Raw genomic sequence first — 26,015 nt, 5'->3', positions numbered from 1 at the left:
ATGAGGCCAGCCCACTGCGCCGGCCTGTGCTCCGCTGTCGTCGTCGCGGGCGACGCGGCCGGCGTAGCGCTGTTGGTGGACGAGGGTGTGGTGGGGCGCGGCAGAGCAGGGCGGCGTTGCTATCGGCGACCACTGACAACGGTCAGGGGTCACCCACAGGGTCTGAACCGTTGTGGCACAGACCAATTGGTCGGACGGCTGAGACCTCACGGGGTGCGGCGTCCAGTGGCTTTGACCATCATCCGGAACGGGGGTTCAGTCGGCGGACGGCGCGTGCCACAGTAAGCGCATGACCTCCTGGCACATGGCGACCACCATGGTGATTATCGACTAGCGCGACGAGACCTCCTCGTCGCGCAGACCTCCCACACCCGGGGGGTCTTTTGCTTTGTCAGGACCTTCGCCAGGCCACCATCCCCGGCCCCGGAGGCGCGACAGGGGAGAATGAACCACCAGGACCACACGCACCACACGACTCGACTGCACCGATGACCCGACGGGACCACCACGATGAGCGACCTGCACGTCTACGACACCACCCTGCGCGACGGAGCGCAGCAGGAGGGGCTCAACCTCTCCGTGTCGGACAAGCTCGCCATCGCGGTACACCTCGACGAGCTCGGGGTCGGGTTCATCGAGGGCGGCTGGCCGGGGGCGAACCCCAAGGACACCGAGTTCTTCGCCCGCGCCCAGCGCGATCTCACGCTTCGCAACGCCACCCTCGCGGCGTTCGGCGCGACCAGGCGGGCCGGCGGTCGCGCGGCCACCGACCCGCTGGTCCGCGCCCTCGTCGACTCCGGCGCCCCCGTGGTCACGCTCGTGGCCAAGTCCCACGTCCGCCACGTGGAGACCGCGTTGCGCACGACCCTGGAGGAGAACCTGGAGATGGTGCGCGACACCGTCTCCTTCCTCGCCGGCGAGGGTCGGCGCGTCTTCCTCGACGCGGAGCACTTCTTCGACGGGTATGCCGCCGACCGGGCCTACGCTCTCGAGGTCGTCCGGGCGGCGATGGAGTCCGGCGCCGAGGTCGTCGCGTTGTGCGACACCAACGGCGGGATGCTCCCGCACCAGATCGCCGACGTCGTCGCCGACGCGGTGGGCAGCACGTCGGCGCGCGTGGGGATCCATTGCCACAACGACACCGGCTGCGCGGTGGCCAACTCCATGGCTGCCGTGGACGCAGGCGCCACGCACGTGCAGGGGACGATCAACGGGTACGGCGAGCGCACCGGCAACGCCGACCTGCTCACCGTCGTGAGCAACCTGCAGATCAAGCAGGGCCTGCCCCTGCTCGAAACCGGTCGTCTGCGCGAGGCGACGCGGATCGCCCACTCCATCAGCGAGATCACGAACGTCCCGCCGTACAGCCGCCAGCCCTACGTCGGGGCCAGCGCCTTCGCGCACAAGGCCGGCCTGCACGCCAGCGCCATCCGAATCGACCCCGACCTGTACCAGCACACGGACCCGATGCACGTGGGCAACGACATGCGAATGCTGGTGTCGGACATGGCCGGTCGCGCCAGCATCGAGCTGAAGGGCCGAGAGCTGGGGTACGACCTGTCGGGCAACGACGAGCTGCTCAGCGGTGTCCTCGCCAAGGTCAAGGACCTCGAGTTGCGGGGCTACACGTTCGACGCCGCCGACGCCTCGTTCGAGCTGCTGCTGCGGCGTGAGGTCGAGGGCAAGGGACTCGACTTCTTCGCCGTGGAGTCGTGGCGCGTCATCACGGACGCACGTGGCGAGGAGTCCGCACTGTCCGAGGCGACCGTCAAGGTGGTCGCCGGCGGGGAGCGCGTCGTCGCGACCGGGGAGGGCAACGGCCCGGTGAACGCCCTCGACCACGCCCTCCGCCAGGCGCTCACCCCGGCCTACCCGGAGCTGGCCAAGCTCGAGCTCATCGACTTCCGCGTCCGCATCCTCGACGCCGCCCATGGCACCGACGCCGTCACCCGTGTCCTCATCGAGACCTCCGACGGCACGACGTCCTGGGAGACCATCGGCGTCGCGGGCAACATCCTCGAGGCATCGTGGCAGGCGCTCGTGGAGGGCGTGACGTACGGCCTGGTCCGCGCCGGGGTCTCCGTCCGCTGACCCTGTCCCTCGGAGCCGGATGGCCGCGGACATGGGACGAGCACCGATCGGACCCGTGCAGGGGGGGAGGGGCCGAACGGTGCTCGTCACGACGAGCTCGGCGCACGTGAAGTGGGGGGATCACCGGAGCTCGTAGCACCAGTCTGGCCGATCGGCCTGGGGACGAACCCGATGCGAGCGTCGCATTTCGCCTAGTGCATCGACACCAGCACCATGACAGCTGGGTCTCGCGGCGTCCGGGGCGGACGGCCCCGGACATGGGACGAGCACCGATCGGACCCGTGCAGGGGGGAGGGGCCGAACGGTGCTCGTCACGACGAGACCGGTGCGCGGGTGAGGCGGGGGGATCACCGGAGCTCGTAGGACCAGTCTGGCCCACCCCACAAGGGGCAAACCCGATGCGAGCGTCGCATCTTGCCTAGTGCATGGACACCAGTGACTGGGCGTGACGTCCCGGGCAGGCCCGGGCGGGCCCGGGGACGTCGAGCGCCGACCGGCCCTCAGGGGACGCGGGCCGGTCGACGTACCTTCACCTTCTCCCACAAGGGCGGCCGGCACCCAGTGCCGCAGCGCGATCCTGCCTAGTGCGCAGGCACCGTATGGGGAGTAAGCCTCAGTCGTCGTCGTCGCTGCGGTCGTCGGCGTCGGCCTGCGGCTGGGGCCGGGTGCTCTGGCTGGCGGCCAGGGTCAGGCCGAGCCCTGCGCCCAGGCCGGGAGGACCGCTCGGTGCGGCGCCGGGTCCCGGGAGCCACAGGGACACGAGGGTGCCGCCGTGCGGGCTCTCGCCGATCGTGCACCGACCCCCGGCCAGGGTGGCGCGGTCCTGCATGCCGGAGACACCGCGGTGACCGGGCGCCGAGCCGTGGAGCGCCTGGCCCGGGCCGATGCCGTCGTCGTGCACCTCGACCGTCAGACCCCCGTCGGCACCCGCGACCGTGACAAGGACCTGCCGCGCCTTGGCGTGCTTGAGTGCGTTGACCAAGGCCTCCTTGACGATGCGGTATGCCACGGCTCGGGTCGCCTCGGGCATCGCCGGCTCCGCCGAGCCGTCGACCTTGCCGTGCAGCTCGGTGCCCTCGAAGATCTCCTCCACGGCGCGCTGGAGTGCGCCGGCCAGCCCGCGCACCTCGAGGTTGGGTGGCTCGAGGTCGAACAGCAGTGACCGCAGGCGCTCGGTCGCTCCGCTCAACGTCTCCTGGAGGCCGTCCAGTTCGGGCAGCAGGTCGGGCGCGTGCTCGCGCAGGCGCCGTCGCAGCAGTCCCATCCGCAGGTCGACCGCGGCGATGGCCTGCACGGGGTCGTCGTGGACGTCGGCGGCGATGCGGTTGCGCTCGGCGTCCTGGGCGTCGACGAGGCGGGTGAGCAGGGCGGTGCGCTGCTCGACGAGTGCGCTCATGGCCGTGTCTGCGGCGACGCGGTCGCTGATGTCGCGTTGGACCGTGGCCAGGGCGAAGGGCTCGCCGGTGGTGATGTCGAACATGAGGAAGCTCGCGACGGCCACGGGGATGGCGCTGCCATCCTGGTGCTTGAGGGTCGTCTCACCCTCGAAGTGGCCGTCGCGCACCACGGCCGGCTGTTCGACCTGGAGCGAGAGCTCCAGGCCCTCCGGGGTGAGGTAGTCGGAGATCGTGGTGGTGCTGACGTCGTGCTCGCGTGACATCCCGATGAGCCGGCGCCCGCCCGGGTTGACGTACTCGACCGTGCCGTCGAGGGCGGCGATGGCGATGAAGTCCGGGGACGCCTCGACGAGGGCCTTGAAGCGGCGCAGGTCGGAGGACAGGTCCAGGGCGCGGGCCCGGCTGTCGCGAGCCTCCTCCTCGGCCCGGCGCTGCTCCGTCACGTCGATCGTCATGCCTATGGCACCGGACACCGAGCCGTCGTCGTCGTGGATCGGTTCGAAGTGCAGCACGAGCCGCCGCCCCTCGAACTCTCGTTCGTGGCTGTGGCGCTCGCCGGCGAGGGCGCGCTCCAGGGACTCGATGCTCATCGCGTCCTCGCGGTAGAGCTCACGCAGGTCGGTCCCGACCAGCTCTCCCGGCGCGAACCCCAGGGCCGCCAGCCCTGAGCCCACGGAGAGCGTGCAGACCCCGTTGGCGTCCATCCCGAAGAACACCTGAGGACCCAGCCCTGCGTGCTCGGTCGTCGTCGACCTCGTGCCGTCTGCCATGAGTGGTCCCCTCGCCTCCCGGCTGCTGGTCGCCCATGCTAGGTGCGAGCACCGCAGTCCACCACGGCCGGGCGGTTGATGGGACGGCGCGGTCCGGACTGCACCCTGGTGGCGTGAGTCCCGGGCGGGCGGATCGGCCGGGCGGCGACCAGCCGGAGAGCGCGGTCAGTTGCCGAGCAGCATCCGGAGCGCCCCCGCACCGGAGCCCGTCGCCAGCACCACCTCGCCCGCGGCGCACTGGGCGAGCACCTCGGGCAGGCTCTCGCCGATCCGACCCTTGGCGAGGTAACCGACGGCGCCGGCGCCCACCATGGCGGCGACCGTGCTCAGGCTTGTCTCGGCAGAGACGGCCACCACGACGGGCGGTGACGGCAGGGCGACGAACGCGGCGACCGCTGCCGGGCCACCGCCGGGCATGCGCACGTCGAGCAGGGCGATGTCGACCTCCGAGTCGATCGCCACCTGGAGTGCGTCGTGCCCGTTGGTGGCGGTGCCGACGACGAGGAAGCGGCTGTCGGACTCGACCACGTGGACCATCGCGGCGAGCATCTGCGGGTGGTCGTCGGCAATCAGCACGCGGAGGTGGGACACGGACCTGCCTGTCCTGATCGAGGGGGAGGCGCTGTCGCTGACCGCGACCTCAGGAAGTCCATGGTGGCGGTACTCGGTGCCAATTTGGCGGTGCACGCGCGCCGCGCCACCTAGTGCATGGATACTAGGTGCCGGGAGGGGACATGACTGATGTCGAGGACGGCGGGGACGACCGCCGCGTCACGGAGCCGATACGCGTGCTCATCGTCGACGACCACGAGGTGATGGCTGCGAGCCTGGCCCGGGTCCTCGACGACGAGCCCGACGTGGTGTCCGTGGGACTGGCCAGCACCTTGGCCCAGGCGCGGGCACGCGTGCAGTCCTCGGCTCCCGACGTCCTGGTGCTCGACCGGCGGCTCCCCGACGGCGACGGGGTGGATGCGATCCGCGACCTGAAGGCGTTGCGCCCCAGCATGAACGTCCTCGTCCTCACGGGGTCGAGCTCCGACGACGTCCTCGTCCGCGCCCTGGAAGCCGGGGCCGCGGGGTTCCTCTCCAAGACGCGCAGCCTCGCCGAGGTCACCTCCGCCGTCCGCGCCGCGGCCCAGGGCGAGGCGTCGATCTCCTCGGAGATGCTGGCCCGGCTGCTGCCCAGGCTCACCCGGGTGAGCGCACCGGTGCCCACCCTGACCCGCCGTGAGGACGAGGTCCTCGCGATGCTGGCCCAGGGCATGTCCAACGCCGCCATCGCGGCGGAGCTGGTCGTGAGCGTCAACACCGTCCGCAACCACGTGTCCAACCTGTCGGCCAAGCTGGGCGCGCACAGCAAGCTCGAGGCGATGTCCATCGCCATCCAGCGCGGACTGCTCGACCCGCCCGGCTGAGGCGCGTCAGCACGGGGAGCCGCCTCAGTCGGTGCCGGACTCCATCGCTGCACGGTCGAGCGCGTCATCGTCCGAGTCGAGCTGCGCCGCAAAGGGATTCGACGAGATCGCCTTCGCGCCACCGGGCTCGAGGTCGCCCACGAGAGCCTGGTGACGAGCCACCAGCTGGCCCTGCGCTGCATACAGCTCGAGCTTGGCTCGGGAGTCGGCGATGTCGAGGTTGCGCATGGTCAGCTGCCCGATGCGGTCGACGGGTCCGAAGGCCGCACCCTCGGTGCGCTCCATCGAGAGCTTCTCGGGGTGGTAGCTGAACGCGGGGCCGGCGGTGTCGAGGATCGAGTAGTCCTCGCCGCGGCGCAGGCGCAGGGTGACCTCGCCCGTGACCGCGGAGGCGACCCAGCGCTGGAGCGACTCGCGCAGCATGAGCGACTGCGGGTCCAGCCAACGGCCTTCGTACAGCAGGCGACCGAGGCGACGACCCTCCGCGTGGTAGCTGGCGATGGTGTCCTCGTTGTGGATCGCGTTGAGGAGGCGCTCGTAGGTGATGTGCAGCAGGGCCAGGCCAGGAGCCTCGTAGATGCCGCGGCTCTTGGCCTCGATGATGCGGTTCTCGATCTGGTCGGACATGCCGAGTCCGTGGCGACCACCGACCTTGTTGGCCTCGTCGACCAGCGCGACCGGGTCGCCGCCGAAGTCGTTGCCGTTGATGGCGACCGGACGGCCCTGCTCGAAGCGGACCGTGACGTCCTCCGTGGCGATCGCGACGGACTCGTCCCAGAACCGCACGCCCATGATCGGCTCGACGATCTCGAGGCTCTCGTCCAGGTGCTCGAGGGTCTTCGCCTCGTGGGTGGCGCCCCAGATGTTGGCGTCGGTGGAGTAGGCCTTCTCGGTGCTGGCGCGGTAGGGGAGGTCGCGGGCGGTGAGCCACTCCGACATCTCCTTGCGGCCACCGAGCTCGGTGACGAAGTCGGCGTCGAGCCACGGCTTGTAGATCCGCAGGGACGGGTTGGCCAGCAGCCCGTAGCGGTAGAACCGCTCGATGTCGTTGCCCTTGTAGGTGGACCCGTCGCCCCAGATGTCGACGCCGTCGTCCTTCATGGCGCGCACCAGCAGCGTGCCGGTCACGGCGCGGCCCAGCGGCGTCGTGTTGAAGTAGGTGCGGCCGCCGCTGCGAATGTGGAACGCCCCGCACGCGATCGCGGACAGGCCCTCCTCGACGAGCGGGCCGCGGCAGTCGACCAGGCGGGCGAGCTCTGCGCCGTACTGTCCGGCGCGATCCGGGACGGTGTCGATCTCCGGCTCGTCGTACTGGCCGAGGTCGGCCGTGTAGGTGCAGGGGATCGCCCCCTTCTCACGCATCCACGCGACTGCGACAGAGGTGTCCAGACCGCCTGAGAAGGCGATCCCGACACGTTCACCAACGGGCAGGGACGTCAGAACTTTGGACACGGCGACCAGACTAGAGCCCCCGGTGCCGCACCCACGAAACGGACCAAACTGCGGGCGGCGGGCCGGTGCCGCCGATCAGGTGGGTGCGAGCTGGTGCACCGCGTCGATCGCCGTGACCAGCCGCTCGCGCAGCACCTGGCCGCGCTCGGCGAACCCGCGCTGCGCGGCGGCATACTCAGCCCGTCCCTGCGGGGTCTCGATCCGCACGGGCTCGTAGCCGAGGTCGCTGAGGTCGTAGGGGGAGGCGCGCATGTCGAGCTCGCGGATCGCACCCGCGTGGTCGAAGCAGTCGAGGACCAGGTCGCCGGGGACCGCGGGCGCAAGCTTCATCGCCCACTTGTAGAGATCCATCCCGGCGTGCAGGCAGCCCGGCTGCTCGAGCGCGACCTGGCTCTCGCGCGTCGGTTGCAGGAGGTTGAGCGAGCGCGCCGGCGGCGTGTAGAAGCGGAAGGCGTCGAAGTGCGTGCACCTGATCTGCTGGCCGCGGACGACCTCGTCGGTGCCTTCGGCGCCCAGGCGCAGCGGCCAGGCGGAGTGCCGCACCTGCTCGGGCGTCAGGCCGTAGACCATCGCCCACTCGTGCAGTCCGAAGCAGCCGAGCTGAGCCGGGCGGCTGGCGGTGGCGGTGAGGAGCTCCCTCACGAAGTCGAGGGTGCGGCTGCGCTGGGCGACGTATGCCGCGACGTCCAGCTCGACGTCCCTGCCCATCACCCGGTAGTGCTTCCACTGCGCGCGGGGTGACGTGGCGGCGTCCTCGAGGCGGACGCCGGGTCCTGGGTGCCACCGGCGCAGGAGCGCGGGGCGGAACGGGTAGTAGGTGAAGAGGAAGTCCTCGACGGGGTGGGCGACCGACTCGCCCCGTCGGGCCCGGTGCCCCGCCGTCGCGGCGTCGGCGCGCGCGCCATGGGCCGTCTCGAGGGTCGCCCACTGCTCGCGCGTGAGCGCCACCGGTCCCGTCTGCCCTGTCTCCATCGCCGCAGCAGGGTAACCCGGCCCAGGGGGTTCCCAGCCAGCCGTGGCACCGTGGCCCCATGAACCGTCGCCGCCTCGCCGCGGTGCTCGCCGTGCTCGCGCTGCTGCTCGGGGTCGGCGCCGTGGTCGGGTTCACGACCGGGGCGGTCGACCGGGTGCTCGGCGGCGCCCCTGCCCCGTCGACCGCGTCCACCACCTCCGCGCCCACCACCTCCGCGCCGACGTCCCCTCCGAGGTCCGGACCGACCACGTCCGCACCACCCTCTTCGACGGCACCCGGCTCCGGGTCGACGATCTCCCCGCCGTCGTCGGCGCCTGCGGGCACCGGCTACTACCTCGCCCTCGGTGACTCGCTCGCCGCCGGCTTCCAGAACGGTGCCGACCACCGGACCGAGGGCTACGTCGGGGCGGTCCGCGCCGCGCTCGAGGAACGTGACGGGCCCACGCAGCTGGTCAACCTCGCCTGCTCCGGCGAGACCACGACCTCGATGCTGGAAGGCGGCGGGTGCACCTACGACGAGGGCACGCAGCTGGCCGCCGCCGAGGCGTTCCTGCGCGAGAACGCAGCCGACACCCGCCTCGTCACCCTCGACATCGGCGGCAACGACGTCGCCCGCTGCGGGTTCGGCGGGCTGAAGCCGTCGTGCACCACGCCGGCGCTCGCGACGCTGTCGGACAACCTGCCGCAGATCACGAGCCGCCTGCGGGCCGCGGCGCCGAAGGCCCAGGTCGTCGTCCTCAACTACTACGACCCGTTCCTCGTCCTCGACCTGCTCGGTGACGCCGGGCTCGGCCAGAAGTCGGTGACGGAGCTGGCCAAGGTCAACGGCGTCATCGCGCGCAGTGCCGCGGCGAGCGGCGCCCGTGTGGCCGACGTGGCGACGGCCTTCCAGACGACGGTCACCACGCCCACCACGGTCAAGGACGTCGGCCGGCTGCCGACCAACCTCGCGCGGATCCTCCAGTGGACGTGGATGGCCCCGCCTCGCTTCGACTTCCACGCCAACGACGCCGGGTATGCCGTGATGGCCCGTGCCGTCGTGGCCCAGCTGCGCTGACGGTCGGCGTCAGGCGCGGTGGGCCTCGACGTCATGGAGGACCCGGTCGACGTCGTGGTCGAGGTCGGTGAAGGCGATGGAGGAGTCCGCGCCGTGCGGGGCGCGGGGCAGGGCCCAGGTCCGGCGGTGGTGCCGTTCGAGGGCGACGACGAGGGTGGCGACGAAGGCCAGGAGCAGGATGATGGTCATGGCTGTAATCATGCGCTCGCAAGATTGCCGCCACGAGTGGCAGAACTGACGGGGTTCACCACTTATCTGCCACTCGTCGTGGCATGATGGCGCGATGGCGCTCACCACGATCGCGGCCCTGGCCACGAACCCCATGGCGATGTTCGAGATGTCGGTGGCCTGCGAGGTGTTCGGCCTCGACCGCACCGACGACGGAGTGCCGCCGTTCACGTTCCTCACCTGCGGCGAGACGGCCGGGGTGCCTGTGGACACGACCAGCGGCGGGCAGTTCGTCCCGAGCCACGCATGGGCGGACGCCGTCGACGCCGACCTCGTCGTCATCCCCGCCGGTGGGGTGCGCGACACCTACCCCGAGCCGCTGCTCGAGACGATCCGCGAGGCGCACCGCCGTGGCGCGACGGTCCTGTCCATCTGCACCGGGGCCTTCGTCCTGGGGGAGACCGGCCTGCTCGACGGGCGAAGTGCGGTGACGCACTGGCGCTACGCCGAGCAGTTCGCCCGACGCTTCCCGCGGACCCGGGTCTCGATGGACGTCCTCTACATCGACGAGGGCTCGATCATCACCGGGGCAGGTACCGCAGCCGGCATCGACGCCTGCCTGCACCTCGTGCGCCGCGAGCTCGGGAGTGCGGTGGCGACGCGGATCGCGCGCCGCATGGTCGTCCCGCCGCAACGGGACGGCGGCCAGCGGCAGTACGTCGAGGCGCCGCTCCCGGAGACCAGCTGCGAGAGCATCCAGCCGGTCCTCAACCACATCACCGAGAACCTCGACGAGCCGCACACCGTCCCCGACCTCGCGCGGCTGGCGATGATGTCGGAGCGCACGTTCGCCCGCCGGTTCGTCGCAGAGACGGGCACGACGCCGCACCGGTGGATCGTGCAGCAGCGGGTGCTGCGGGCCCGCGAGCTGCTCGAGCAGACCGACCTCCCGGTGGACTCGGTCGCTTCGCACAGCGGCTTCGGGTCGGCCGCGCTGCTGCGCACCCACTTCCAGTCGGTCGTGGGCACCTCGCCGCAGCGCTACCGCCGGGAGTTCTCCTCGCGCTGACCGCCGATAGGCTCGACGTCATGCGCATCGCGAGATTCACGACCGGAGAGGACCCGGTCTTCGGACTGGTCGACGGGGCAGGGGAGAAGATCGCCGAGATCACCGGCGACCCGCTCTACACGAAGATCGAGCTGACGGGGGCGACCCACCTCGTGGAGGAGGTGCGCCTCCTCGCGCCGGTCATCCCGCGCAGCAAGGTCATCGGCATCGGCAAGAACTATGCCGACCACGCCAAGGAGATGGGTGGCGAGGCCCCGACCGAGCCGCTGATGTTCCTCATCCCCAACACCGCCGTCATCGGTCCGGGCGAGCCCGTCGTGCTTCCGCCGGTCACCTCCGAGGTGCACTACGAGGGCGAGCTCGCCGTCGTCATCGGCAGGCTCTGCAAGGACATCGAGCCGGAGGAGGTCTCGAAGGTGGTCTTCGGCTACACCGTCGCCGACGACGTCACCGCCCGCGACCTGCAGCGCGGCGACGGCCAGTGGGCCCGCGCCAAGGGCATGGACACCTTCTGCCCCATCGGCCCGTGGATCGAGACCGACCTCGACCCCGCCAACCTCTCGCTGCGGACCCGTCTGGACGGCGAGGTCGTCCAGGACGGCACGACCGCGGACATGGTCCACGACGTGGCCACCCTGGTCTCCTACGCCTCCAAGGCCTTCACGCTCCTGCCCGGTGACGTCATCCTCACCGGCACCCCAGCCGGTGTGGGCCCCGTCGAGGGTGGCCAGCGCGTCGAGGTCGAGATCGAGGGCATCGGGACGCTGTCCAACCCGTTCGTCCGCCGCTAGGCACGCCGCTCGCAGGAGGTATGGCGCGGGGCCGGCCCCGCGCCATACCTCCTCACCGTCGGGGCTCAGCCCTGGAGGTCGGGGGTGCGGCGCAGCCACCACTGGGCGAAGGCGACGTGCATGGACAGCCCGAGCCAGAAGGCGATCCCGAACGTCGCACGCAGCGGCATCGTCTCGTCGCCCATGCCGAGCAGACCGATCTCGACGCCGGTGAATAGGCCCACCCAGATGCGGATCGTCGCGACACCCAGACCCACGGCGAACGCCCGGACCATCCACCGTCGGTGCTGCGCCACCTGGCCGCCCCGGATGGCGCGGAAGGCAAGGACGAGGCACACGACGAACCACGACCCGAACACCACGGAGGCGCTCGTCTCCGCGCTCCCGCCCCAGGCGAACACGACGCCGAGCACCACCGAGAGCGCCCCTGACACGAGGGCGCACACGAGCAGGGCCCTGCCGAGCCGACGGTGCAACGTGTAGTGGCGACTCCGGAACCGTTGCGAGAGCTGGAAGGGGGCGCCGAGGAGGTAGACCACACCGGGAACGATGTGGCCGTAGGCCAGCCAGGGGTGGGCGACGTACATCTCTGCGAGGTCGTCGTCCGGGACGGTGCCGCCCACGATGTGGGGGACGTCGCTGAAGAGCCGGCGCACGAAGAAGACGAGGATGATGGTCACGAGGACGGCGATGAGCACGCCGACCGGCCGCACCCGTGCCGACCGGTCCTGCCGTGTCGCGATCCCCACGAGGGCAGTCTGTGCCGGTTCGGGGGGATCTGACAACCACTGCCCGGGCCGGGGCCGCGCACGGCCGCCGGGCCGCCGCGGTGGCCCATCCCTAGAATCGGGTCACCATGAGTGAGCAGACCCCCACCGCCCCCCGCCTGCGCGTCGCCCCGTCCCCGACGGGTGACCCCCACGTCGGCACCGCCTACATGTCGTTGTTCAACCTCGCGTTCGCGCGCCAGCAGGGCGGCTCCTTCGTCCTGCGCATCGAGGACACCGACCGGGCGCGGTTCCGCGAGGACAGCGAGCAGCAGGTGTACGACACCCTGCACTGGCTGGGGCTGAACTGGGACGAGGGCCCCGATGTGGGCGGGCCGTACGCGCCGTACCGCCAGTCCGAGCGGCTGGACACCTACCGTCCCTACGTCGAGCGGCTGCTCGACGAGGGCAAGGCGTACCACTGCTGGTGCTCCACCGAGCGTCTGTCGACCATGCGCGAGATCCAGCAGAAGTCCAAGCTGCCCACCGGGTACGACCGGCTCTGCCACGGCAAGACCCGTGAGGAGCGCGCCGAGCTGCCCGGGTTCTCCGAGACGCCCGTCGTGCGCATGCTCATCCCCGAGGACGTCGAGCTGCAGTTCGAGGACCTCATCCGCGGACGCGTCTCGGCACCTCGCCCCGACGACCAGGTGATCCTCAAGGCCGACGGCTTCCCGACCTACCACCTCGCCGTCGTCGTCGACGACCACGAGATGGGCATCACCCACGTCGTCCGCGGCGAGGAGTGGATCTCCAGCACCCCCAAGCACATCCTGCTCTACCGCTGGCTCGGGCTGGAGCCGCCGAAGTGGGCGCACATGCCCCTGCTGCGCAACACCGACAAGTCCAAGATCTCCAAGCGCAAGAACCCCGCGGCGCGTCTCACGTGGTTCCGCGAGGAGGGTTACCTGCCCGAGGCCCTCGTGAACTTCCTTGCGCTGCTTGCCTATCCGCCAAAGGAGGGTGAGGGCGGCGAGGACGTCGAGGTGTTCACGTTCGACGAGTTCTCGACCGACTTCGACTGGCGCAAGGTCAACCCCGTGGGGCCGATCTTCGACCTGAAGAAGCTCGAGTGGCTCAACGGCGTGCACATCCGGGGCCTCGAGGTCCGCGACCTCGCCTCGCGCCTGCTGCCCCACCTCGAGACTGCCGGTGTCCTCTCGGGCAACCCCAGCCTCGGCGAGCTCGGCCGGCTCGAGAAGGTCACCGAGCTGATCCAGACCCGCATGGCCCTGCTGACCGAGGCGCCGGCCCTGGTCGGTCCGTTCTACGTCGCCGACGACGCCGTGGTCATCGCCGACGACGCACGCGCGCAGCTCAAGGACGACGCCGGTCAGGTGCTGACCGCTGCGGTGACGGCGCTGGAGTCCATCGACGACACACCCAGTGGCCCCCTGGGTTCCGAGAGCGGCTGGGTCGCCGCCGAGATCGAGGCCGCCCTGCGTGCAGCGATCGTCGAGGGCATGGGCATCAAGCCCAAGTTCGCCTTCGGTCCGTTGCGCACGGCGGTGTCCGGGCAGCGGATCAGCCCGCCGTTGTTCGAGTCCATGGAGATCCTCGGCAAGACGTCGACCCTCACCCGCCTCGCCCGGCTGCGCGACGAGCTGGCCCCATGAGCCGGGTCGTCTCGTCCTCCATCGACGTCGAGGCCCCGGCGGAGGTCGTCTTCGCGATCCTCGCCGACCCGCGCCAGCACTCGCGGATCGACGGCTCGGGGTCGGTGCGCGACACCGTGTCCGGGCCCGCGCGGCTCAGCCGTGGGGCGACGTTCGGTGTGGACATGAAGCTCGCCGGCCTCTCCTACCGGATCAGCAACCGCGTCGTGGAGTTCGAGGAGGGTCGCCTGATCGCGTGGCGCCACTTCGGCGGCCACCGCTGGCGCTACGAGCTCGAGCCCGTCGGCACCGGCACCCGCGTCACGGAATCCTTCGACTACTCGATGTATGCCGCCCCGCCACGCCTCCTCATCGAGGCGCTCGGCTTCCCGAAGCGCAACCGTCGGGGCATCCGGGAGACACTGGTCAAGCTCAGGTCCGTGGCCGAGTCCGATGCACGCACCGTCAACGAGGGGAAGCACTCATGAGTCTGCGCAAGGGAAGTTCGGTGTCCTGGTCCTGGGGTCAGGGGACCGCCGAGGGGACCATCTCCGAGGTGCACCACGACTCGGTCACCCGGACCATCAAGGGTTCGGAGATCACGCGCAACGGCAGCGACGACGACCCCGCATACGTCATCGAGCAGGAGGACGGGACGACCGTCCTCAAGCTCCGCAGCGAGCTGCGCGAGTCCTGAGCGAGAGCCGATTTGGGCGGGGTGGGGCGGACCGGTAGTATCGCTTCTCGGTTCACAACCTGAAGGCCTTCGGGCGCGCGGGTCGTGATACCCCCTTGGGGTATGGTGTAATTGGCAACACTACGGTTTCTGGTACCGTCATTCTAGGTTCGAGTCCTGGTACCCCAGCTCAGGCGCAAGTCCTTTGGGACGCACGCCGATTCGGAGAATTCCCCCACCATTCGGTAAGGTTCTCTCCGCTGCCCGGAGCCGCAAGGCGCCGGGCGAAACCAGCTAGGGCCCCGTTGTGTAGCGGCCTAGCACGCCGCCCTCTCAAGGCGGTAGCGCGGGTTCGAATCCCGTCGGGGCTACTCGCAGAAGGCCCCCGCCCACCAGGGCGGGGGCCTTCGCGCATGTCCGGGCCCCTATCCGGTGTGCGCGTGTGGCGCGAGGCCGGTGGCGGTGATGGCGGTGGCGTCAGCGCTGGCTGCTCATGTGCTCCTGGGCCAGTCGGCGCAGTGCGGCCAGGACCGGGTCCACGAGCACGGTGCCGGCGACGACCCGGTGCAGCGCAGAGGCGAGGTCGTCGGTCGGGACGTTCGCGACGTCGACGGCAGCGACGCCCTCGGTCGCCTCGGCGTACCCCCGGAGCGCCTCCGGTGGCAGCGGCACGCCGGCTGAACGGGCTGCGGCGATCGCGCCGCTGAGCGAGTGCAACGCGGGGGAGTCGGGCGTGACGGCCCATCCCAGCCCTGCCAGCAGGGCCATCACCTCCTCGCTCACGGGGGTGTCGGCGTGGGGAGCCGGGAGGGCGTACTGCGCGCGGCCGAGCAGGTCGTGCCGCGACCTCGGCGGGTCGTCGAGGGCCTCGGTGACCCGCTTGGCCTCGGCGACGCTCACCCCGGCGTCGATGAGTGCCCGGACGAGCCGCACCCGTCGCAGGTGCTCGTCGGAGTAGTCCGCCCTCGTCGCGCCGAGGCTCTCGCCTGCCGGCAGCAACCCTTCGCGCAGGTAGTACTTCAACGTCGGGACGGCGACGCCGCTGCGTTCGGAGAGCTCGGACATGCGCATGGGCAGCGACACTATCCAACCCCCGCGACGACGCGACGAGGCGGGGGTTGTTCGGCGACACCGGCACGTGCACGGTCCGTGTTGCCGATCAAACCCCGCTCCGCGCGCGTGGAATGGAGTGGACGGTATGGCGCGCTGTCCGGTGGTCGAGCCCTGCCGGGTGCTGTCGCGCGTACGGTCAGGCGTGGTTCTGCTGCTGCTGCTGCGCGTGGTGGCGGGCCAGGACCTCGGTCAGCTTGTTGGCGCCGGCGATGACCGTGGCGGCGTGCAGGCGCCCGGGCTGGCGCGACAGCCGCTCGATCGGCCCGGAGATCGAGACCGCGGCGACGACGCGCCCGGACGGGCCGCGCACGGGCGCGGACACCGAGGCGACACCGGCCTCGCGCTCGCCGACGCTCTGGGCCCAGCCACGGCGGCGGACGCCGGACAGCGTGGTGGCGGTGAACTTCGCGCCGTGCAGGCCACGGTGCAGGCGGTCCGGCTCCTCCCAGGCGAGCAGCACCTGGGCGGCCGAGCCCGCGAGCATCGACAGGGTCGCGCCGATCGGGATCGAGTCGCGAAGGCCGACCGGACGCTCCGCGGCAGAGACGCAGATGCGGTGGTCGCCCTGACGGCGGAACAGCTGGGCGCTCTCGTTGGTGTGGTCCCGCAGGGCGCCGAGCACCGGCCCTGCGGCAGCAAGCAGCCGGTCCTCGCCGGCGGCCGCGGCCAGCTCGGCGAGCCGCGGCCCGAGCACGAAGCGGCCCTGGAGGTCGCGGGTGACCAGTCGGTGGTGCTCGAGGGCGACGGCGAGCCGGTGGGCCGTCGGGCGGGCCAGGCCGGTCGCGGTGACCAGCTGCGCAAGGGTCGACGGCCCGGCCTCGAGGGCACCCAGGACGATGGCTGCCTTGTCGAGAACGCCGACTCCACTCGTGTTGTCCATGGGATGATATTGCCGTCTCATTCGATGAGACGCAAATCCGGGGGCGTGTCGTGCGTGCCAACGTGGGAGATCCGCGCGGCGTGGCGCATCGACGAAACACGCGCGCGAGCAGGACTGCAGGACGCGACGGAGGAGTAGGACACGTGTCAGGAACTTTGGCCGAGAAGGTGTGGAACGCCCATGTGGTGCGTCGCGCGGAAGGCGAACCAGACCTCCTCTACATCGACCTCCACCTCATCCACGAGGTGACCTCGCCGCAGGCCTTCGACGGCCTCCGGCTCGCCGGCCGCACGGTGCGTCGACCCGACCTCACCCTGGCCACCGAGGACCACAACGTTCCGACCACGCCCGGCCCCATCACCGACCTCGTGAGCCGGACCCAGGTCGAGACGCTGAGGCGCAACTGCGAGGAGTTCGGCGTCCGGCTGTTCCCGATGGGTGACGCCGAGCAGGGCATCGTCCACGTCGTCGGCCCCCAGCGTGGCCTCACCCAGCCCGGCATGACGATCGTCTGCGGCGACAGCCACACCTCGACCCACGGTGCCTTCGGCGCACTGGCGTTCGGCATCGGCACCTCCGAGGTCGAGCACGTCATGGCGACCCAGACGTTGCCCCTCAAGCCGTTCAAGACGATGGCGATCAACGTCGAGGGCGACCTCCAGCCCGGCGTGACCGCGAAGGACATCACGCTCGCGGTGATCGCGAAGATCGGCACCGGCGGCGGCCAGGGCTACGTCCTCGAGTACCGCGGCAGCGCCATCCGTGCGCTGTCCATGGAAGCCCGCATGACGGTGTGCAACATGTCGATCGAGGCAGGTGCCCGCGCCGGCATGATCGCTCCCGACCAGACCACCTTCGACTACCTCCAGGGCCGCGACCACGCCCCGACCGGTGCCGACTGGGACGCCGCCGTGGCTGACTGGTCCACCCTCCGCAGCGACGACGACGCCGTCTTCGACGCCGAGGTGGACCTCGACGCCACGGCGCTCACGCCGTTCGTCACCTGGGGCACCAACCCCGGCCAGGGCCTGCCGCTCAGCGCCGCCGTGCCGGACCCCGAGACGATGGGCGACGACAACGAGAAGGCTGCCGCCCGACACGCCTTGGAGTACATGGGCCTGACGGCAGGCACGCCGCTGCGCGAGATCCGCGTCGACACGGTCTTCGTCGGTTCGTGCACCAACGGCCGCATCGAGGACCTGCGTGCCGCCGCGGAGGTCGTCAAGGGCCACAAGGTCGCCGAAGGCGTGCGGATGCTCGTCGTGCCGGGTTCCGCGCGGGTGCGCCTGCAGGCCGAGCAGGAGGGCCTGGACCAGGTCTTCACCGACGCAGGGGCCGAGTGGCGCCTTCCCGGCTGCTCGATGTGCCTGGGCATGAACCCCGACCAGCTCGCTCCGGGGGAGCGCAGCGCGTCGACCTCCAACCGCAACTTCGAGGGGCGCCAGGGCAAGGGTGGTCGCACCCACCTCGTCAGCCCGCTCGTCGCCGCAGCCACCGCCCTGCGCGGCACGCTGTCCAGCCCGGCCGACCTCGTCGACGCCGGCGTGGGTGGCGGGGACGCCGCCCGGACCACCACCCAGCCCGCGAGCGAGGGGAGCTACTGATGGACGCCTTCACGACCCATACCGGCATCGGGGTGCCGCTGCGCCGCAGCAACGTCGACACCGACCAGATCATCCCGGCCGTCTACCTCAAGCGCGTGACGCGCACGGGGTTCGAGGACGGCTTGTTCGCGGCGTGGCGCCGTGACGACACGTTCATCCTCAACAACCCCTCGTATGCCGCCGGGTCGGTGCTCGTGGCCGGGCAGGACTTCGGGACGGGCTCGTCGCGCGAGCACGCCGTCTGGGCGCTGATGAACTACGGCTTCCGCGTCGTGCTGTCCTCGCGGTTCGCCGACATCTTCCGCGGCAACAGCGGCAAGCAGGGGCTGCTGACGGCCCAGGTGAGCCAGGACGACATCGAGCTGATCTGGAAGTACCTCGAGAACGAGCCAGGCTCCTCGGTGACCGTGGACCTCGTCTCCCGGACCGTCACGGCCGGTGACATCGTGGCGCCGTTCGAGGTCGACGACTACACCCGCTGGCGGCTGCTCGAGGGCCTGGACGACATCAGCCTGACGCTGCGCCACGAGCAGGACGTCACCGAGTTCGAGGGCCGCCGACCGAGCTGGAAGCCCTCCACGACGGTCGCCTGAACCACGGCGCGCCGACGCAGGCGCAGAAAAACCTTTGACGGGCTCGATATGCCTGTCCACACAGGGCCCCGGCCGACCGTGCCGGGGTCCTGTCGCGTCCGCCGGGCGGGCCTCCGTGTTGCCCGGGAGGGCCGAAACTCATTGTGCCCCAACGGGATCAGTGCGTCCCTGCAGGTCATGGCCGAGGGTGAGAGGCGTGGGGGCGCCAGGTCGGCCCACGCCTCCCCGCTCCCCGACGGGGGTGCATCTGGGCCTGAATCCGTTGCGACACAATGGATCAGCGTGTCCGTTGTGGTGGACTCGCACGGCCAACAGCCCTAACGTCGGACCCACGTCGGGCAGTGGCTCGGCCGCCCACCTCGTCGGACAGAGGGTGTCCGACACCACCAACCCTGTGGAGGGGAAGCCGTGAACAAGGCAGAACTGATCAAGGAGCTCGAGTCCCGGCTCGGCAGCCGCAAGGCGGCAAGCGACGCGCTCACCGCCGTCGTCGACGTGATCATCCGTGAGGTCGCCAAGGGCGGCAGTGTCGCCATCACCGGTTTCGGCACCTTCGAGCAGGCTGCTCGGGCCGCCCGGACCGGTCGCAACCCCCGCACCGGCGCGTCGGTGAAGATCAAGAAGACCGTGGTCCCGAAGTTCCGCGCCGGCTCGGCGTTCAAGGACGTCGTCAAGAACCCGCGCTCCCTGCCCAAGGCCGCCGTCGCCGGCGCCCGCGCATCGGCCGGCACGTCGAAGACCGCGGCCGCGAAGTCCGCCACGGCCAAGAAGGCGGCTCCCGCCAAGAAGGCCGTGGCCACCAAGGCTGCACCGGCGAAGAAGGCCGTCGTCAAGAAGGCCGCTCCGGCCAAGAAGGCGGCTCCCGCCAAGAAGGCCGTGGCCACCAAGGCTGCACCGGCGAAGAAGGCCGTCGTCAAGAAGGCCGCCCCGGCCAAGAAGGCGGCTCCCGCCAAGAAGGCCGCTCCCGCGAAGAAGGCTGCGGTCAAGCGCACGGCCAAGAAGGCCTGACCCGGACCGCCCTCCGGCGCACCCGACAGAGGTCGACACCCCCGACGGTGTCGACCTCTGTCGCACGTCGGGAGGGGCATGGTGGGATGCTTGCGCCATGGCAAACATCCTCACCGTGAATGGTGGCTCGCCGCTGGTCGGAGACCTCGAGGTCCGCGGGGCCAAGAACCTCGTCTCCAAGGCCATGGTGGCGGCGCTGCTGGCGGAGGACCCCTGCCGCCTCCGGGGCGTCCCGGAGATCTCCGACGTCAAGATCGTCTCCGGCCTGCTCGAGCTGCACGGGGTCAAGATCGACTCGACCGACCGTGACGGCGAGCTGCTGCTCGACCCCACGAACGTCGAGCAGGCCCACGTCGCCGACATCGACGCGCACGCAGGCTCCTCACGGGTGCCCGTGCTCCTGTGCGGGCCGCTGCTGCACCGCCTCGGCGAGGCCTTCATCCCCGACCTCGGGGGCTGCCGCATCGGCGAGCGGCCGATCAACTACCACCTCGACGTGCTGCGCCAGTTCGGTGCCGACGTCCAGAAGCGCCCCGAAGGGCTGCGCCTGACCGCCCCCAACGGGCTCAAGGGCACCCGCATCAAGCTCCCGTACCCCTCGGTCGGGACGACCGAGCAGGTCCTGCTCACCGCGGTCCGGGCCCAGGGCGTCACCGAGCTGCGCAACGCGGCCGTCGAGCCCGAGATCCTCGACCTCATCGCGGTGCTCCAGAAGATGGGCGCGATCATCAGCGTCGAGACCGACCGGGTCATCAAGATCGACGGCGTGGACCGGCTCGGTGGTTACGACCACCTCGCGATCCCGGACCGCATCGAGGCCGGCTCGTGGGCCTGTGCGGCCCTGGCGACCAAGGGCGACATCTACGTCCGTGGGGCCCAGCAGCAGGCGATGATGCCGTTCCTCAACGTCTTCCGGAAGATCGGTGGCGACTTCGACATCGACGACGAGGGGATCCGCTTCTGGCACGCCGGTGGCACCCTCAACTCGCTCGTCCTCGAGACCGACGTGCACCCCGGCTTCATGACCGACTGGCAGCAGCCGCTCGTCGTCGCCCTCACCCAGACCAGCGGCCTGTCGATCGTCCACGAGACGGTCTACGAGAACCGTCTGGGCTTCACCGAGGCGCTCGGGGAGATGGGCGCGGTCGTCCAGCTCTACAAGGAGTGCCTCGGCGGGTCACCGTGCCGGTTCGGTCGGGCCAACTTCCGCCACAGCGCGGTCATCTCCGGACCGACGCCGTTGCGGGGCGCCGAGATCACCGTCCCGGACCTGCGGGGCGGGTTCAGCTACCTCATCGCGGCCCTGGCGGCCGAGGGCCAGTCCAAGGTCCACGGGATCGAGCTCATCTATCGCGGGTACGAGCGGTTCTCGGAGAAGCTCGACTCGCTCGGCGCCGACTACGAGGTCGGCTAGCCGATCACCTGGTCGTCGCCGATCCCGACGATCCACAGCCGGGTGACTTCGCGGCCACCGTCGCCCACGGTGAGGCTCAGCCGTTGACCGGGGCGCAGGTGGCGCAGGGCGCTGGCGCCGAAGACGTCGGCCGTGAAGGTCACCTCGAGGCCGTCGTCGAGCAGCAGCGACCCTGACCCGGTCTGCTCGTCGAACGTGTGCACGCTGCCCTGCATGGGCGTCAGCGTAGCCCGGGGTGTGCCGGCGCCCGGCGTGGACGGGAGGAGCTCAGTAGGTCCCTGCGAGCACGGCGAGGGTCGCCGGACCCACCCCGAGCGCCAGCGCGGCACGCAGGGCGGCGTCGTCGTCCACGTCGGTGCGCAGCCGGGGTAGGTCGAGGTCGAGGCGCACGTGCCCGGCAGCCTCGTGCGCAGCGGCCGAACCGGTCCCGAACAGCGGCGCCAGCCGGGCCCCGTCGACCGCGGTCAGCAGCGTGGAGCCTTCACCTGCTGCGTCGGGCACCAGCGCCATCGGGTGCGCCGCCGCAGCGCCCAGGGCGGTGACGAGGTCGACCGGCCGCAGGGCAGGGAGGTCCCCGAGAAGGACCGCCACCGGCGTCCCGGGGGAGGAGCGCAGGGCGTGGTCGCGACCGGCCGCGACGGCGGCGTTCAACCCGGCGCCGGGGTCGGCGACCACGACGGCGCCGAGCCCCTCGGCCACGGCGGCCGCGCGCGGGTCGGAGGTCACGACGAGGACGTGGGCCGGCGGCATACCGGCGCAGCAGGCGGTGAGGCAGTCGGTGGCCAGGGCCAGGGCGAGGTCCTCGCGGTCGACGCCCGGCGGCGGGTGCAGGCGGGACTTGGCGCCGGCCCCACCCTTCACGGGCACGACGAGTCGCCAGGGAAGGGTGGTCGGTGGGCTCATCGCCCCGATCGTCGCAGTGGTGGCGCGCTTGCTCGACACCGACCCGCCGAGCCGCGAGGATGCACACTCGACCCCGACCCCGAGTTTCACCACGGAGACCCCTCGTGACCGCCAGCGGCGCACGCCCCCTGCCCTTCGCCTACCGCCTGGCGGTGGCGATCGTGCGACCCCTGATGCTGCTGCTGACGAAGCGGACGTGGCGCGGCACGGAGCACCTGCCGACGTCGGGGGGCTTCATCGTGTGCCCGAACCACCTGTCGTACGCCGACCCGTTCACCTTCGCGCACTTCCTCTACGACAGCGGCCACCCGCCCTACTTCCTCGGCAAGGAGGCGGTCTTCCGCATCCCGGTGGCCGGCGCGATCCTGCGTGGCGCCCAGCAGATCCCGGTGTACCGCAACACCGGCCGCGCAGCGGATGCCTTCCGCGCGGCGGTCGCGGCGGTCAACGAGGGCAAGTGCGTCGGGGTGTACCCCGAGGGCACGCTCACCCGCGATCCCGACCTGTGGCCGATGGTCGGCAAGACCGGCGCCGCGCGCATCGCCCTGACCACCCGCTGCCCGGTCATCCCCGTGGCCCAGTGGGGTCCGCAGGACATGCTCGCTCCGTACTCCAAGAAGCCGAAGCTGTTCCCGCGCACCCGTGTGCAGATGTCGGCGGGTCCGCCGGTCGACCTCAGCGACCTCTACGACCAGCCGGTCACCGGGGCGCTGCTGCGCCAGGCGACCGACCGCATCGTCGACGCGATCACGGTGCAGCTCGAGGGGATCCGGGGCGAGAAGGCCCCTGCGGAGCGGTTCGACACCCGCAAGGCGGGATTGCCCGAGACCGGCAACTTCCACCGCGGGACGAAGGAGGGTTCGTGACCAGGGCTGCGGTCTTCGGGACCGGCAGCTGGGGCACCGCGTATGCAGCGGTGCTGGCCGACGGGGGCACCCCCGTGACGATGTGGGGCCGGCGCCAGGCGATGGTCGACCAGATCAACGCGGGCAGCAACGAGGACTACCTGCCCGGCATCCGGCTGCCCGAGGGCATCCGCGCGACGACCGACCCGGTCGAGGCGGCCGCGGACGCGGACATCGTCGTCCTGGCCGTTCCGTCGCAGACGCTGCGGGCCAACCTCGCCGAGTGGGCCCACGCCCTGCCGCGACGGGCGGCGATCGTCTCCCTGATGAAGGGGGTCGAGCTCGGCACGACGAAGCGGATGAGCGAGGTCATCGCCGAGGCCGGCGGGATCGAGCCCGGGCGCATCGTCGTCGTGTCGGGGCCGAACCTCGCCAAGGAGATCGCCCAGAAGCAGCCGGCGGCCAGCGTCATCGCGTGCATCGACGAACGCATCGCCGAGATGGTGGCCGAGGCGTCGAACCCGCCCTACTTCCGGCCCTACACCTCGGGCGACGTGATCGGCGTCGAGCTCGGTGGTGCCGTGAAGAACGTCATCGCCCTCGCCGTCGGCATGGCCGAGGGCCTGGGCATGGGCGACAACTCCAAGGCCTCGATCATCACTCGTGGACTGGCCGAGACCTCGCGCCTGGGGATGAAGCTCGGTGCCGACCCCGTGACGTTCTCGGGGCTCGCCGGGGTGGGCGACCTCATCGCCACGTGCATGTCGCCGCTGTCGCGCAACCGCACCTTCGGGCTCAACCTCGGCAAGGGCATGACCGTCGACGAGGTCGTCGCCGTGACCCGGCAGACGGCCGAGGGCGTGAAGTCCTGCGAGTCGATCCTCCAGCTCGCCCACGACCACGGGGTCTCGGTGCCGATCATCGAGCAGGTCGCCGCCGTGGTGCACGACGGCCGAAGCCCCAAGGAGGTCGTCGGCGCCCTCATGCTCCGCGCCCTGAAGAACGAGGCGGAGTAGGTCTTTCGCGTCGGGCGCGTCGGGCGCGCCGGGCTCAGGCGCGCAGGGCCCGGTCGAGGTCGTGCCAGAGGTCCTCGACGTCCTCGATGCCGACCGACAGGCGCAGCAGGTTCTCCGGCACGGTCTGCGGCTCGGCCGGGTGGCGGCGACGGCGCTCGATCTGGGACTCGACCCCGCCGAGGCTGGTCGCGTGCATCCACAGGTCCGTCGCGGCGGCGACCCGCTCGGCTCCGTCGGCCCCACCCGGCACCTCGATCGCGATGATCGCCCCGAAGCCCGGGTAGCGCGCCGTCTCCACACCGGGGTGGCCGTCGAGCCGACCGGCGAGCTCGCGGGCGTTGGCGGTGGCCCGTTCGAGCCGCACGTGCAGGGTGCGCAGCCCGCGCAGGGCCAGCCAGGTCTCCATCGGTCCGGCGATGGCGCCTCCGAGCGTGCGCGCGGTCGACAGTCGCGCGCGCAGCCCGTCCCCGGCCTCGGTGGCGGCCGTGACGAGGGCACCGAGGATGACGTCGGAGTGACCGGACAGGTACTTGGTGACCGAGTGCAGGACGACGTCGACGCCGTCCTCGAGGGGACGCTGCACCAACGGGGTGGCGAAGGTGTTGTCGCACACCGTGATCGCGCCGGCCTCACGGGCCATCGCGGAGAGCGCCCGCACGTCCGACACCTCGAGCATGGGGTTGGTGGGCGACTCGAGCCACAGCATGGCGGCGCCGTCCAGGGCGGTGCGCACGGCCGCCTGGTCCGTGGGGTCGACCCGGCGGACCTGGGCCGCGCCGGTGCCGGCGAGCTGGTCGAGCAGCGCGGTGGTCCCGTTGTACGCGTGGTGCGGGACGACGACGGCCCCGCCGTGGGGGACGAGCGAGATCGCGGCGGAGACCGCTGCCATGCCCGAGGCGAAGACGAGCGCGTCGCCACCCTCGAGGGCACCCAGGGCCTCTTCGAAGGCCGTCCACGTCGGGTTGCCGACGCGGGCGTAGTTGACCGGACCGTCGGCGATGTAGGTCGAGGAGAACTCCAGCGGCGCGTTGACGCCGGCTCCGGGGACACGGGGCTGGCGGCCCAGGGCGACGACGCGGGAGGCGGGGGACAGCTGCTCGTGACTCACCCCGTCAGCGTAGGCGGCGTCGCCCGCGAGCCGTGCTGCGTGCCCGCCCGGTGAGCGGGATACGCTCGTCCGCGATGACCACGGACCAGCCCGCAGCCCCCCGCACGCCCGCCCGGAAGCCCCGCGTCGCCATCGTCTTCGGCGGGCGCTCCTCGGAGCACGCGGTGTCCTGCGCGACCGCGGCCGGTGTCATGCGCGCGATCGACCGCGACGCCTACGACATCGTCCCCATCGGCATCTCGCGCGACGGGCACTGGGTGCTCACCGACGGTGACCCGCAGCGGCTCGAGCTGACGGCCGACCGCACGCCGGAGGTCTCGTCCGAGGGCGCCGGTGTGGTCGTCCCGCTGGCCACCACCGACCGCACCCTCGTGAGCCTCGAGCCGAGCGAGGTGCCGCGCGACCTGGGTGAGGTCGATGTCGTGCTGCCGTTGCTGCACGGGCCGTTCGGTGAGGACGGCACCATCCAGGGCATGCTCGAGATGGCCGACATCCGCTACGTCGGCTCGGGGGTCTTCGCGTCCGCCGCCGGCATGGACAAGCACCACATGAAGGTGCTCTTCGCGGGGGCCGGGCTGCCGGTCGGTCCGTACGTCGTCATCACCAACGCCCAGTGGCAGCGCGACAAGGCGGCGGCGATGGATGCCGTGGCCGCGCTGACCTACCCCGTGTTCGTCAAGCCGGCCCGGGCCGGGTCGAGCATGGGCATCTCCAAGGTCTCGCACCCCGAGGCCCTCGAGGCCGCGATCGAGGAGGCGCGCACCCACGACCTCAAGGTCGTCGTGGAGCAGGGGATCGTCGGCCGCGAGATCGAGTGCGCCGTCCTGCAGGGCCGCGGCACCGACGCCCCGCGCGTCTCGCACGTCGGTGAGATCGAGGTGACCGCCGGCGGTGGGCACGAGTTCTACGACTTCGAGGCCAAGTACCTCGACGACGGTGCCGTCCTGTCCTGCCCCGCCAACGTCCCCGACGCGATCGCCGAGGAGGTCCAGCGGCTGGCCCGCGAGGCCTTCGAGGCGCTGGGCTGCGAGGGGCTGGCGCGGGTCGACTGCTTCTACACCGAGTCAGGTGACGTCGTGGTCAACGAGATCAACACGATGCCCGGGTTCACGCCGCACTCGATGTACCCGCAGATGTGGCAGGCGACCGGGCTCAGCTACCCCGAGCTGATCGACGAGCTCCTCCAGCTCGCCCTGACCCGCCCCGTCGGCCTCCGGTAGTCGCGGGCTGACCGTCCCTCTGCCGCGGGGTGGGCAGGGGGCACTCCGCTCGGCTCGTGGGCTCAGTGAGCAGGAACTGTCGGTATGGCG

26 protein-coding genes and 2 tRNA genes are annotated in these 26,015 nt (G+C 71.2%); 17 read left to right on the top strand and 11 right to left on the bottom strand.

What is annotated here, in order from left to right:
• Positions 1 to 510: 510 nt before the first annotated feature.
• Entirely contained in the window at positions 511 to 2,091 is a 1,581-nt protein-coding gene (cimA, locus tag ABD286_RS05080; protein ID WP_344190915.1) for a citramalate synthase, read from the top strand.
• Positions 2,092 to 2,704: 613 nt separating this feature from the next.
• On the opposite strand, the gene ABD286_RS05075 is transcribed toward cimA, so the two are convergent.
• Positions 2,705 to 4,258, bottom strand: coding sequence for a PAS domain-containing sensor histidine kinase (locus ABD286_RS05075; protein WP_344190913.1), 1,554 nt, complete (start codon positions 4,256 to 4,258; stop codon positions 2,705 to 2,707).
• A gap of 165 nt (positions 4,259 to 4,423) precedes the next feature.
• Positions 4,424 to 4,849 (bottom strand): response regulator, encoded by a 426-nt coding sequence (locus ABD286_RS05070; protein WP_344190911.1) that lies wholly within the window; start codon positions 4,847 to 4,849, stop codon positions 4,424 to 4,426.
• A 143-nt stretch (positions 4,850 to 4,992) separates the two neighbouring features.
• Between ABD286_RS05070 and ABD286_RS05065 the strand changes: the two genes are divergently transcribed.
• Positions 4,993 to 5,673, top strand: coding sequence for a response regulator (locus ABD286_RS05065; protein WP_344190909.1), 681 nt, complete (start codon positions 4,993 to 4,995; stop codon positions 5,671 to 5,673).
• A gap of 24 nt (positions 5,674 to 5,697) precedes the next feature.
• Here the strand turns inward: ABD286_RS05065 and argG are convergent, their stop codons facing one another.
• Both argG and ABD286_RS05055 read right to left on the bottom strand, forming a co-directional pair.
• The gene (gene argG / locus ABD286_RS05060; RefSeq protein ID WP_344190907.1) at positions 5,698 to 7,125 is read right to left on the bottom strand and encodes an argininosuccinate synthase; all 1,428 of its coding nucleotides are present in this window, start codon (positions 7,123 to 7,125) and stop codon (positions 5,698 to 5,700) included.
• 75 nt (positions 7,126 to 7,200) lie between these two features.
• Entirely contained in the window at positions 7,201 to 8,097 is an 897-nt protein-coding gene (locus ABD286_RS05055) for a 3-methyladenine DNA glycosylase (protein WP_344190905.1), read from the bottom strand.
• A gap of 59 nt (positions 8,098 to 8,156) precedes the next feature.
• Here ABD286_RS05055 and ABD286_RS05050 point away from each other — a divergent pair, with 59 nt between their 5' ends.
• Entirely contained in the window at positions 8,157 to 9,155 is a 999-nt protein-coding gene (locus ABD286_RS05050; RefSeq protein WP_344190903.1) for an SGNH/GDSL hydrolase family protein, read from the top strand.
• 9 nt (positions 9,156 to 9,164) lie between these two features.
• On the opposite strand, the gene ABD286_RS05045 is transcribed toward ABD286_RS05050, so the two are convergent.
• A complete protein-coding gene (locus tag ABD286_RS05045) occupies positions 9,165 to 9,344 on the bottom strand; it encodes a hypothetical protein (protein WP_344190901.1) in 180 nt (59 codons plus the stop codon).
• A gap of 94 nt (positions 9,345 to 9,438) precedes the next feature.
• Here ABD286_RS05045 and ABD286_RS05040 point away from each other — a divergent pair, with 94 nt between their 5' ends.
• Together ABD286_RS05040 and ABD286_RS05035 are read left to right on the top strand one after the other, a co-directional pair.
• Positions 9,439 to 10,392 carry a GlxA family transcriptional regulator gene (locus tag ABD286_RS05040; RefSeq protein WP_344190899.1) on the top strand — a complete coding sequence of 318 codons (954 nt, stop codon included), beginning with the start codon at positions 9,439 to 9,441 and terminating at the stop codon, positions 10,390 to 10,392.
• A gap of 20 nt (positions 10,393 to 10,412) precedes the next feature.
• The gene (locus ABD286_RS05035) at positions 10,413 to 11,183 is read left to right on the top strand and encodes a fumarylacetoacetate hydrolase family protein (RefSeq protein WP_344190897.1); all 771 of its coding nucleotides are present in this window, start codon (positions 10,413 to 10,415) and stop codon (positions 11,181 to 11,183) included.
• Positions 11,184 to 11,248: 65 nt separating this feature from the next.
• Here ABD286_RS05035 and ABD286_RS05030 read toward each other — a convergent pair whose 3' ends face one another.
• Positions 11,249 to 11,932, bottom strand: coding sequence for a DUF2306 domain-containing protein (locus ABD286_RS05030; protein ID WP_344190895.1), 684 nt, complete (start codon positions 11,930 to 11,932; stop codon positions 11,249 to 11,251).
• A gap of 107 nt (positions 11,933 to 12,039) precedes the next feature.
• Between ABD286_RS05030 and gltX the strand changes: the two genes are divergently transcribed.
• From gltX to ABD286_RS05005, 5 genes are all read left to right on the top strand, one after another.
• Positions 12,040 to 13,566, top strand: a complete 1,527-nt coding sequence (gene gltX, locus ABD286_RS05025; RefSeq protein WP_344190893.1) for a glutamate--tRNA ligase — start codon at positions 12,040 to 12,042, stop codon at positions 13,564 to 13,566.
• Entirely contained in the window at positions 13,563 to 14,033 is a 471-nt protein-coding gene (locus tag ABD286_RS05020; protein ID WP_344190891.1) for an SRPBCC family protein, read from the top strand. Before gltX ends, ABD286_RS05020 begins: the two co-directional genes overlap by 4 nt.
• On the top strand, positions 14,030 to 14,242 hold the full coding sequence (locus ABD286_RS05015) for a hypervirulence associated TUDOR domain-containing protein (protein ID WP_344190889.1): 213 nt from the start codon (positions 14,030 to 14,032) through the stop codon (positions 14,240 to 14,242). Before ABD286_RS05020 ends, ABD286_RS05015 begins: the two co-directional genes overlap by 4 nt.
• A 96-nt stretch (positions 14,243 to 14,338) precedes the next feature.
• Positions 14,339 to 14,410: transfer RNA gene (locus tag ABD286_RS05010), tRNA-Gln, on the top strand.
• Between the two features lie 109 nt (positions 14,411 to 14,519).
• Positions 14,520 to 14,592, top strand: a tRNA-Glu gene (locus ABD286_RS05005).
• Positions 14,593 to 14,698: 106 nt separating this feature from the next.
• Here ABD286_RS05005 and ABD286_RS05000 read toward each other — a convergent pair.
• Together ABD286_RS05000 and ABD286_RS04995 are read right to left on the bottom strand one after the other, a co-directional pair.
• Positions 14,699 to 15,292, bottom strand: coding sequence for a MerR family transcriptional regulator (locus ABD286_RS05000; RefSeq protein ID WP_344190887.1), 594 nt, complete (start codon positions 15,290 to 15,292; stop codon positions 14,699 to 14,701).
• 178 nt (positions 15,293 to 15,470) lie between these two features.
• Positions 15,471 to 16,214 (bottom strand): IclR family transcriptional regulator, encoded by a 744-nt coding sequence (locus ABD286_RS04995; protein WP_056883602.1) that lies wholly within the window; start codon positions 16,212 to 16,214, stop codon positions 15,471 to 15,473.
• A 143-nt stretch (positions 16,215 to 16,357) separates the two neighbouring features.
• Between ABD286_RS04995 and leuC the strand changes: the two genes are divergently transcribed.
• From leuC to murA, 4 genes are all read left to right on the top strand, one after another.
• Complete coding sequence (leuC, locus tag ABD286_RS04990) at positions 16,358 to 17,818, top strand: 3-isopropylmalate dehydratase large subunit (RefSeq protein ID WP_344190885.1); 1,461 nt, start codon at positions 16,358 to 16,360, stop codon at positions 17,816 to 17,818.
• Positions 17,818 to 18,411 carry a 3-isopropylmalate dehydratase small subunit gene (leuD, locus tag ABD286_RS04985; RefSeq protein ID WP_344190883.1) on the top strand — a complete coding sequence of 198 codons (594 nt, stop codon included), beginning with the start codon at positions 17,818 to 17,820 and terminating at the stop codon, positions 18,409 to 18,411. Before leuC ends, leuD begins: the two co-directional genes overlap by 1 nt.
• 408 nt (positions 18,412 to 18,819) lie before the next feature.
• The gene (locus ABD286_RS04980; protein ID WP_344190881.1) at positions 18,820 to 19,419 is read left to right on the top strand and encodes an HU family DNA-binding protein; all 600 of its coding nucleotides are present in this window, start codon (positions 18,820 to 18,822) and stop codon (positions 19,417 to 19,419) included.
• Positions 19,420 to 19,516: 97 nt separating this feature from the next.
• Entirely contained in the window at positions 19,517 to 20,833 is a 1,317-nt protein-coding gene (murA, locus tag ABD286_RS04975) for a UDP-N-acetylglucosamine 1-carboxyvinyltransferase (protein WP_344190879.1), read from the top strand.
• Here the strand turns inward: murA and ABD286_RS04970 are convergent.
• Positions 20,830 to 21,048: a hypothetical protein gene (locus ABD286_RS04970; protein WP_344190877.1), complete on the bottom strand. Its 219-nt coding sequence runs from the start codon at positions 21,046 to 21,048 to the stop codon at positions 20,830 to 20,832. The genes murA and ABD286_RS04970 overlap by 4 nt on opposite strands.
• 52 nt (positions 21,049 to 21,100) lie before the next feature.
• On the bottom strand, positions 21,101 to 21,736 hold the full coding sequence (cofC, locus tag ABD286_RS04965; protein WP_344190875.1) for a 2-phospho-L-lactate guanylyltransferase: 636 nt from the start codon (positions 21,734 to 21,736) through the stop codon (positions 21,101 to 21,103).
• Positions 21,737 to 21,840: 104 nt separating this feature from the next.
• Here cofC and ABD286_RS04960 point away from each other — a divergent pair, with 104 nt between their 5' ends.
• Together ABD286_RS04960 and ABD286_RS04955 are read left to right on the top strand one after the other, a co-directional pair.
• Positions 21,841 to 22,602 (top strand): lysophospholipid acyltransferase family protein, encoded by a 762-nt coding sequence (locus ABD286_RS04960; protein WP_344190873.1) that lies wholly within the window; start codon positions 21,841 to 21,843, stop codon positions 22,600 to 22,602.
• Positions 22,599 to 23,597 (top strand): NAD(P)H-dependent glycerol-3-phosphate dehydrogenase, encoded by a 999-nt coding sequence (locus ABD286_RS04955; RefSeq protein ID WP_344190871.1) that lies wholly within the window; start codon positions 22,599 to 22,601, stop codon positions 23,595 to 23,597. The genes ABD286_RS04960 and ABD286_RS04955 overlap by 4 nt, the downstream gene beginning before the upstream one ends.
• A 34-nt stretch (positions 23,598 to 23,631) precedes the next feature.
• On the opposite strand, the gene ABD286_RS04950 is transcribed toward ABD286_RS04955, so the two are convergent.
• A complete protein-coding gene (locus tag ABD286_RS04950) occupies positions 23,632 to 24,705 on the bottom strand; it encodes a trans-sulfuration enzyme family protein (RefSeq protein WP_344190869.1) in 1,074 nt (357 codons plus the stop codon).
• Between the two features lie 74 nt (positions 24,706 to 24,779).
• Here ABD286_RS04950 and ABD286_RS04945 point away from each other — a divergent pair, with 74 nt between their 5' ends.
• Positions 24,780 to 25,925 (top strand): D-alanine--D-alanine ligase family protein, encoded by a 1,146-nt coding sequence (locus ABD286_RS04945; RefSeq protein WP_344190867.1) that lies wholly within the window; start codon positions 24,780 to 24,782, stop codon positions 25,923 to 25,925.
• Positions 25,926 to 26,015: the final 90 nt, after the last annotated feature.

Source organism: Pedococcus aerophilus (assembly GCF_039532215.1).
In the GTDB taxonomy this organism is placed as follows: domain Bacteria; phylum Actinomycetota; class Actinomycetes; order Actinomycetales; family Dermatophilaceae; genus Pedococcus; species Pedococcus aerophilus.
The sequence above is the reverse complement of the archived record's forward strand: the minus strand, read 5'-3'. Positions and strand labels throughout refer to the sequence as shown.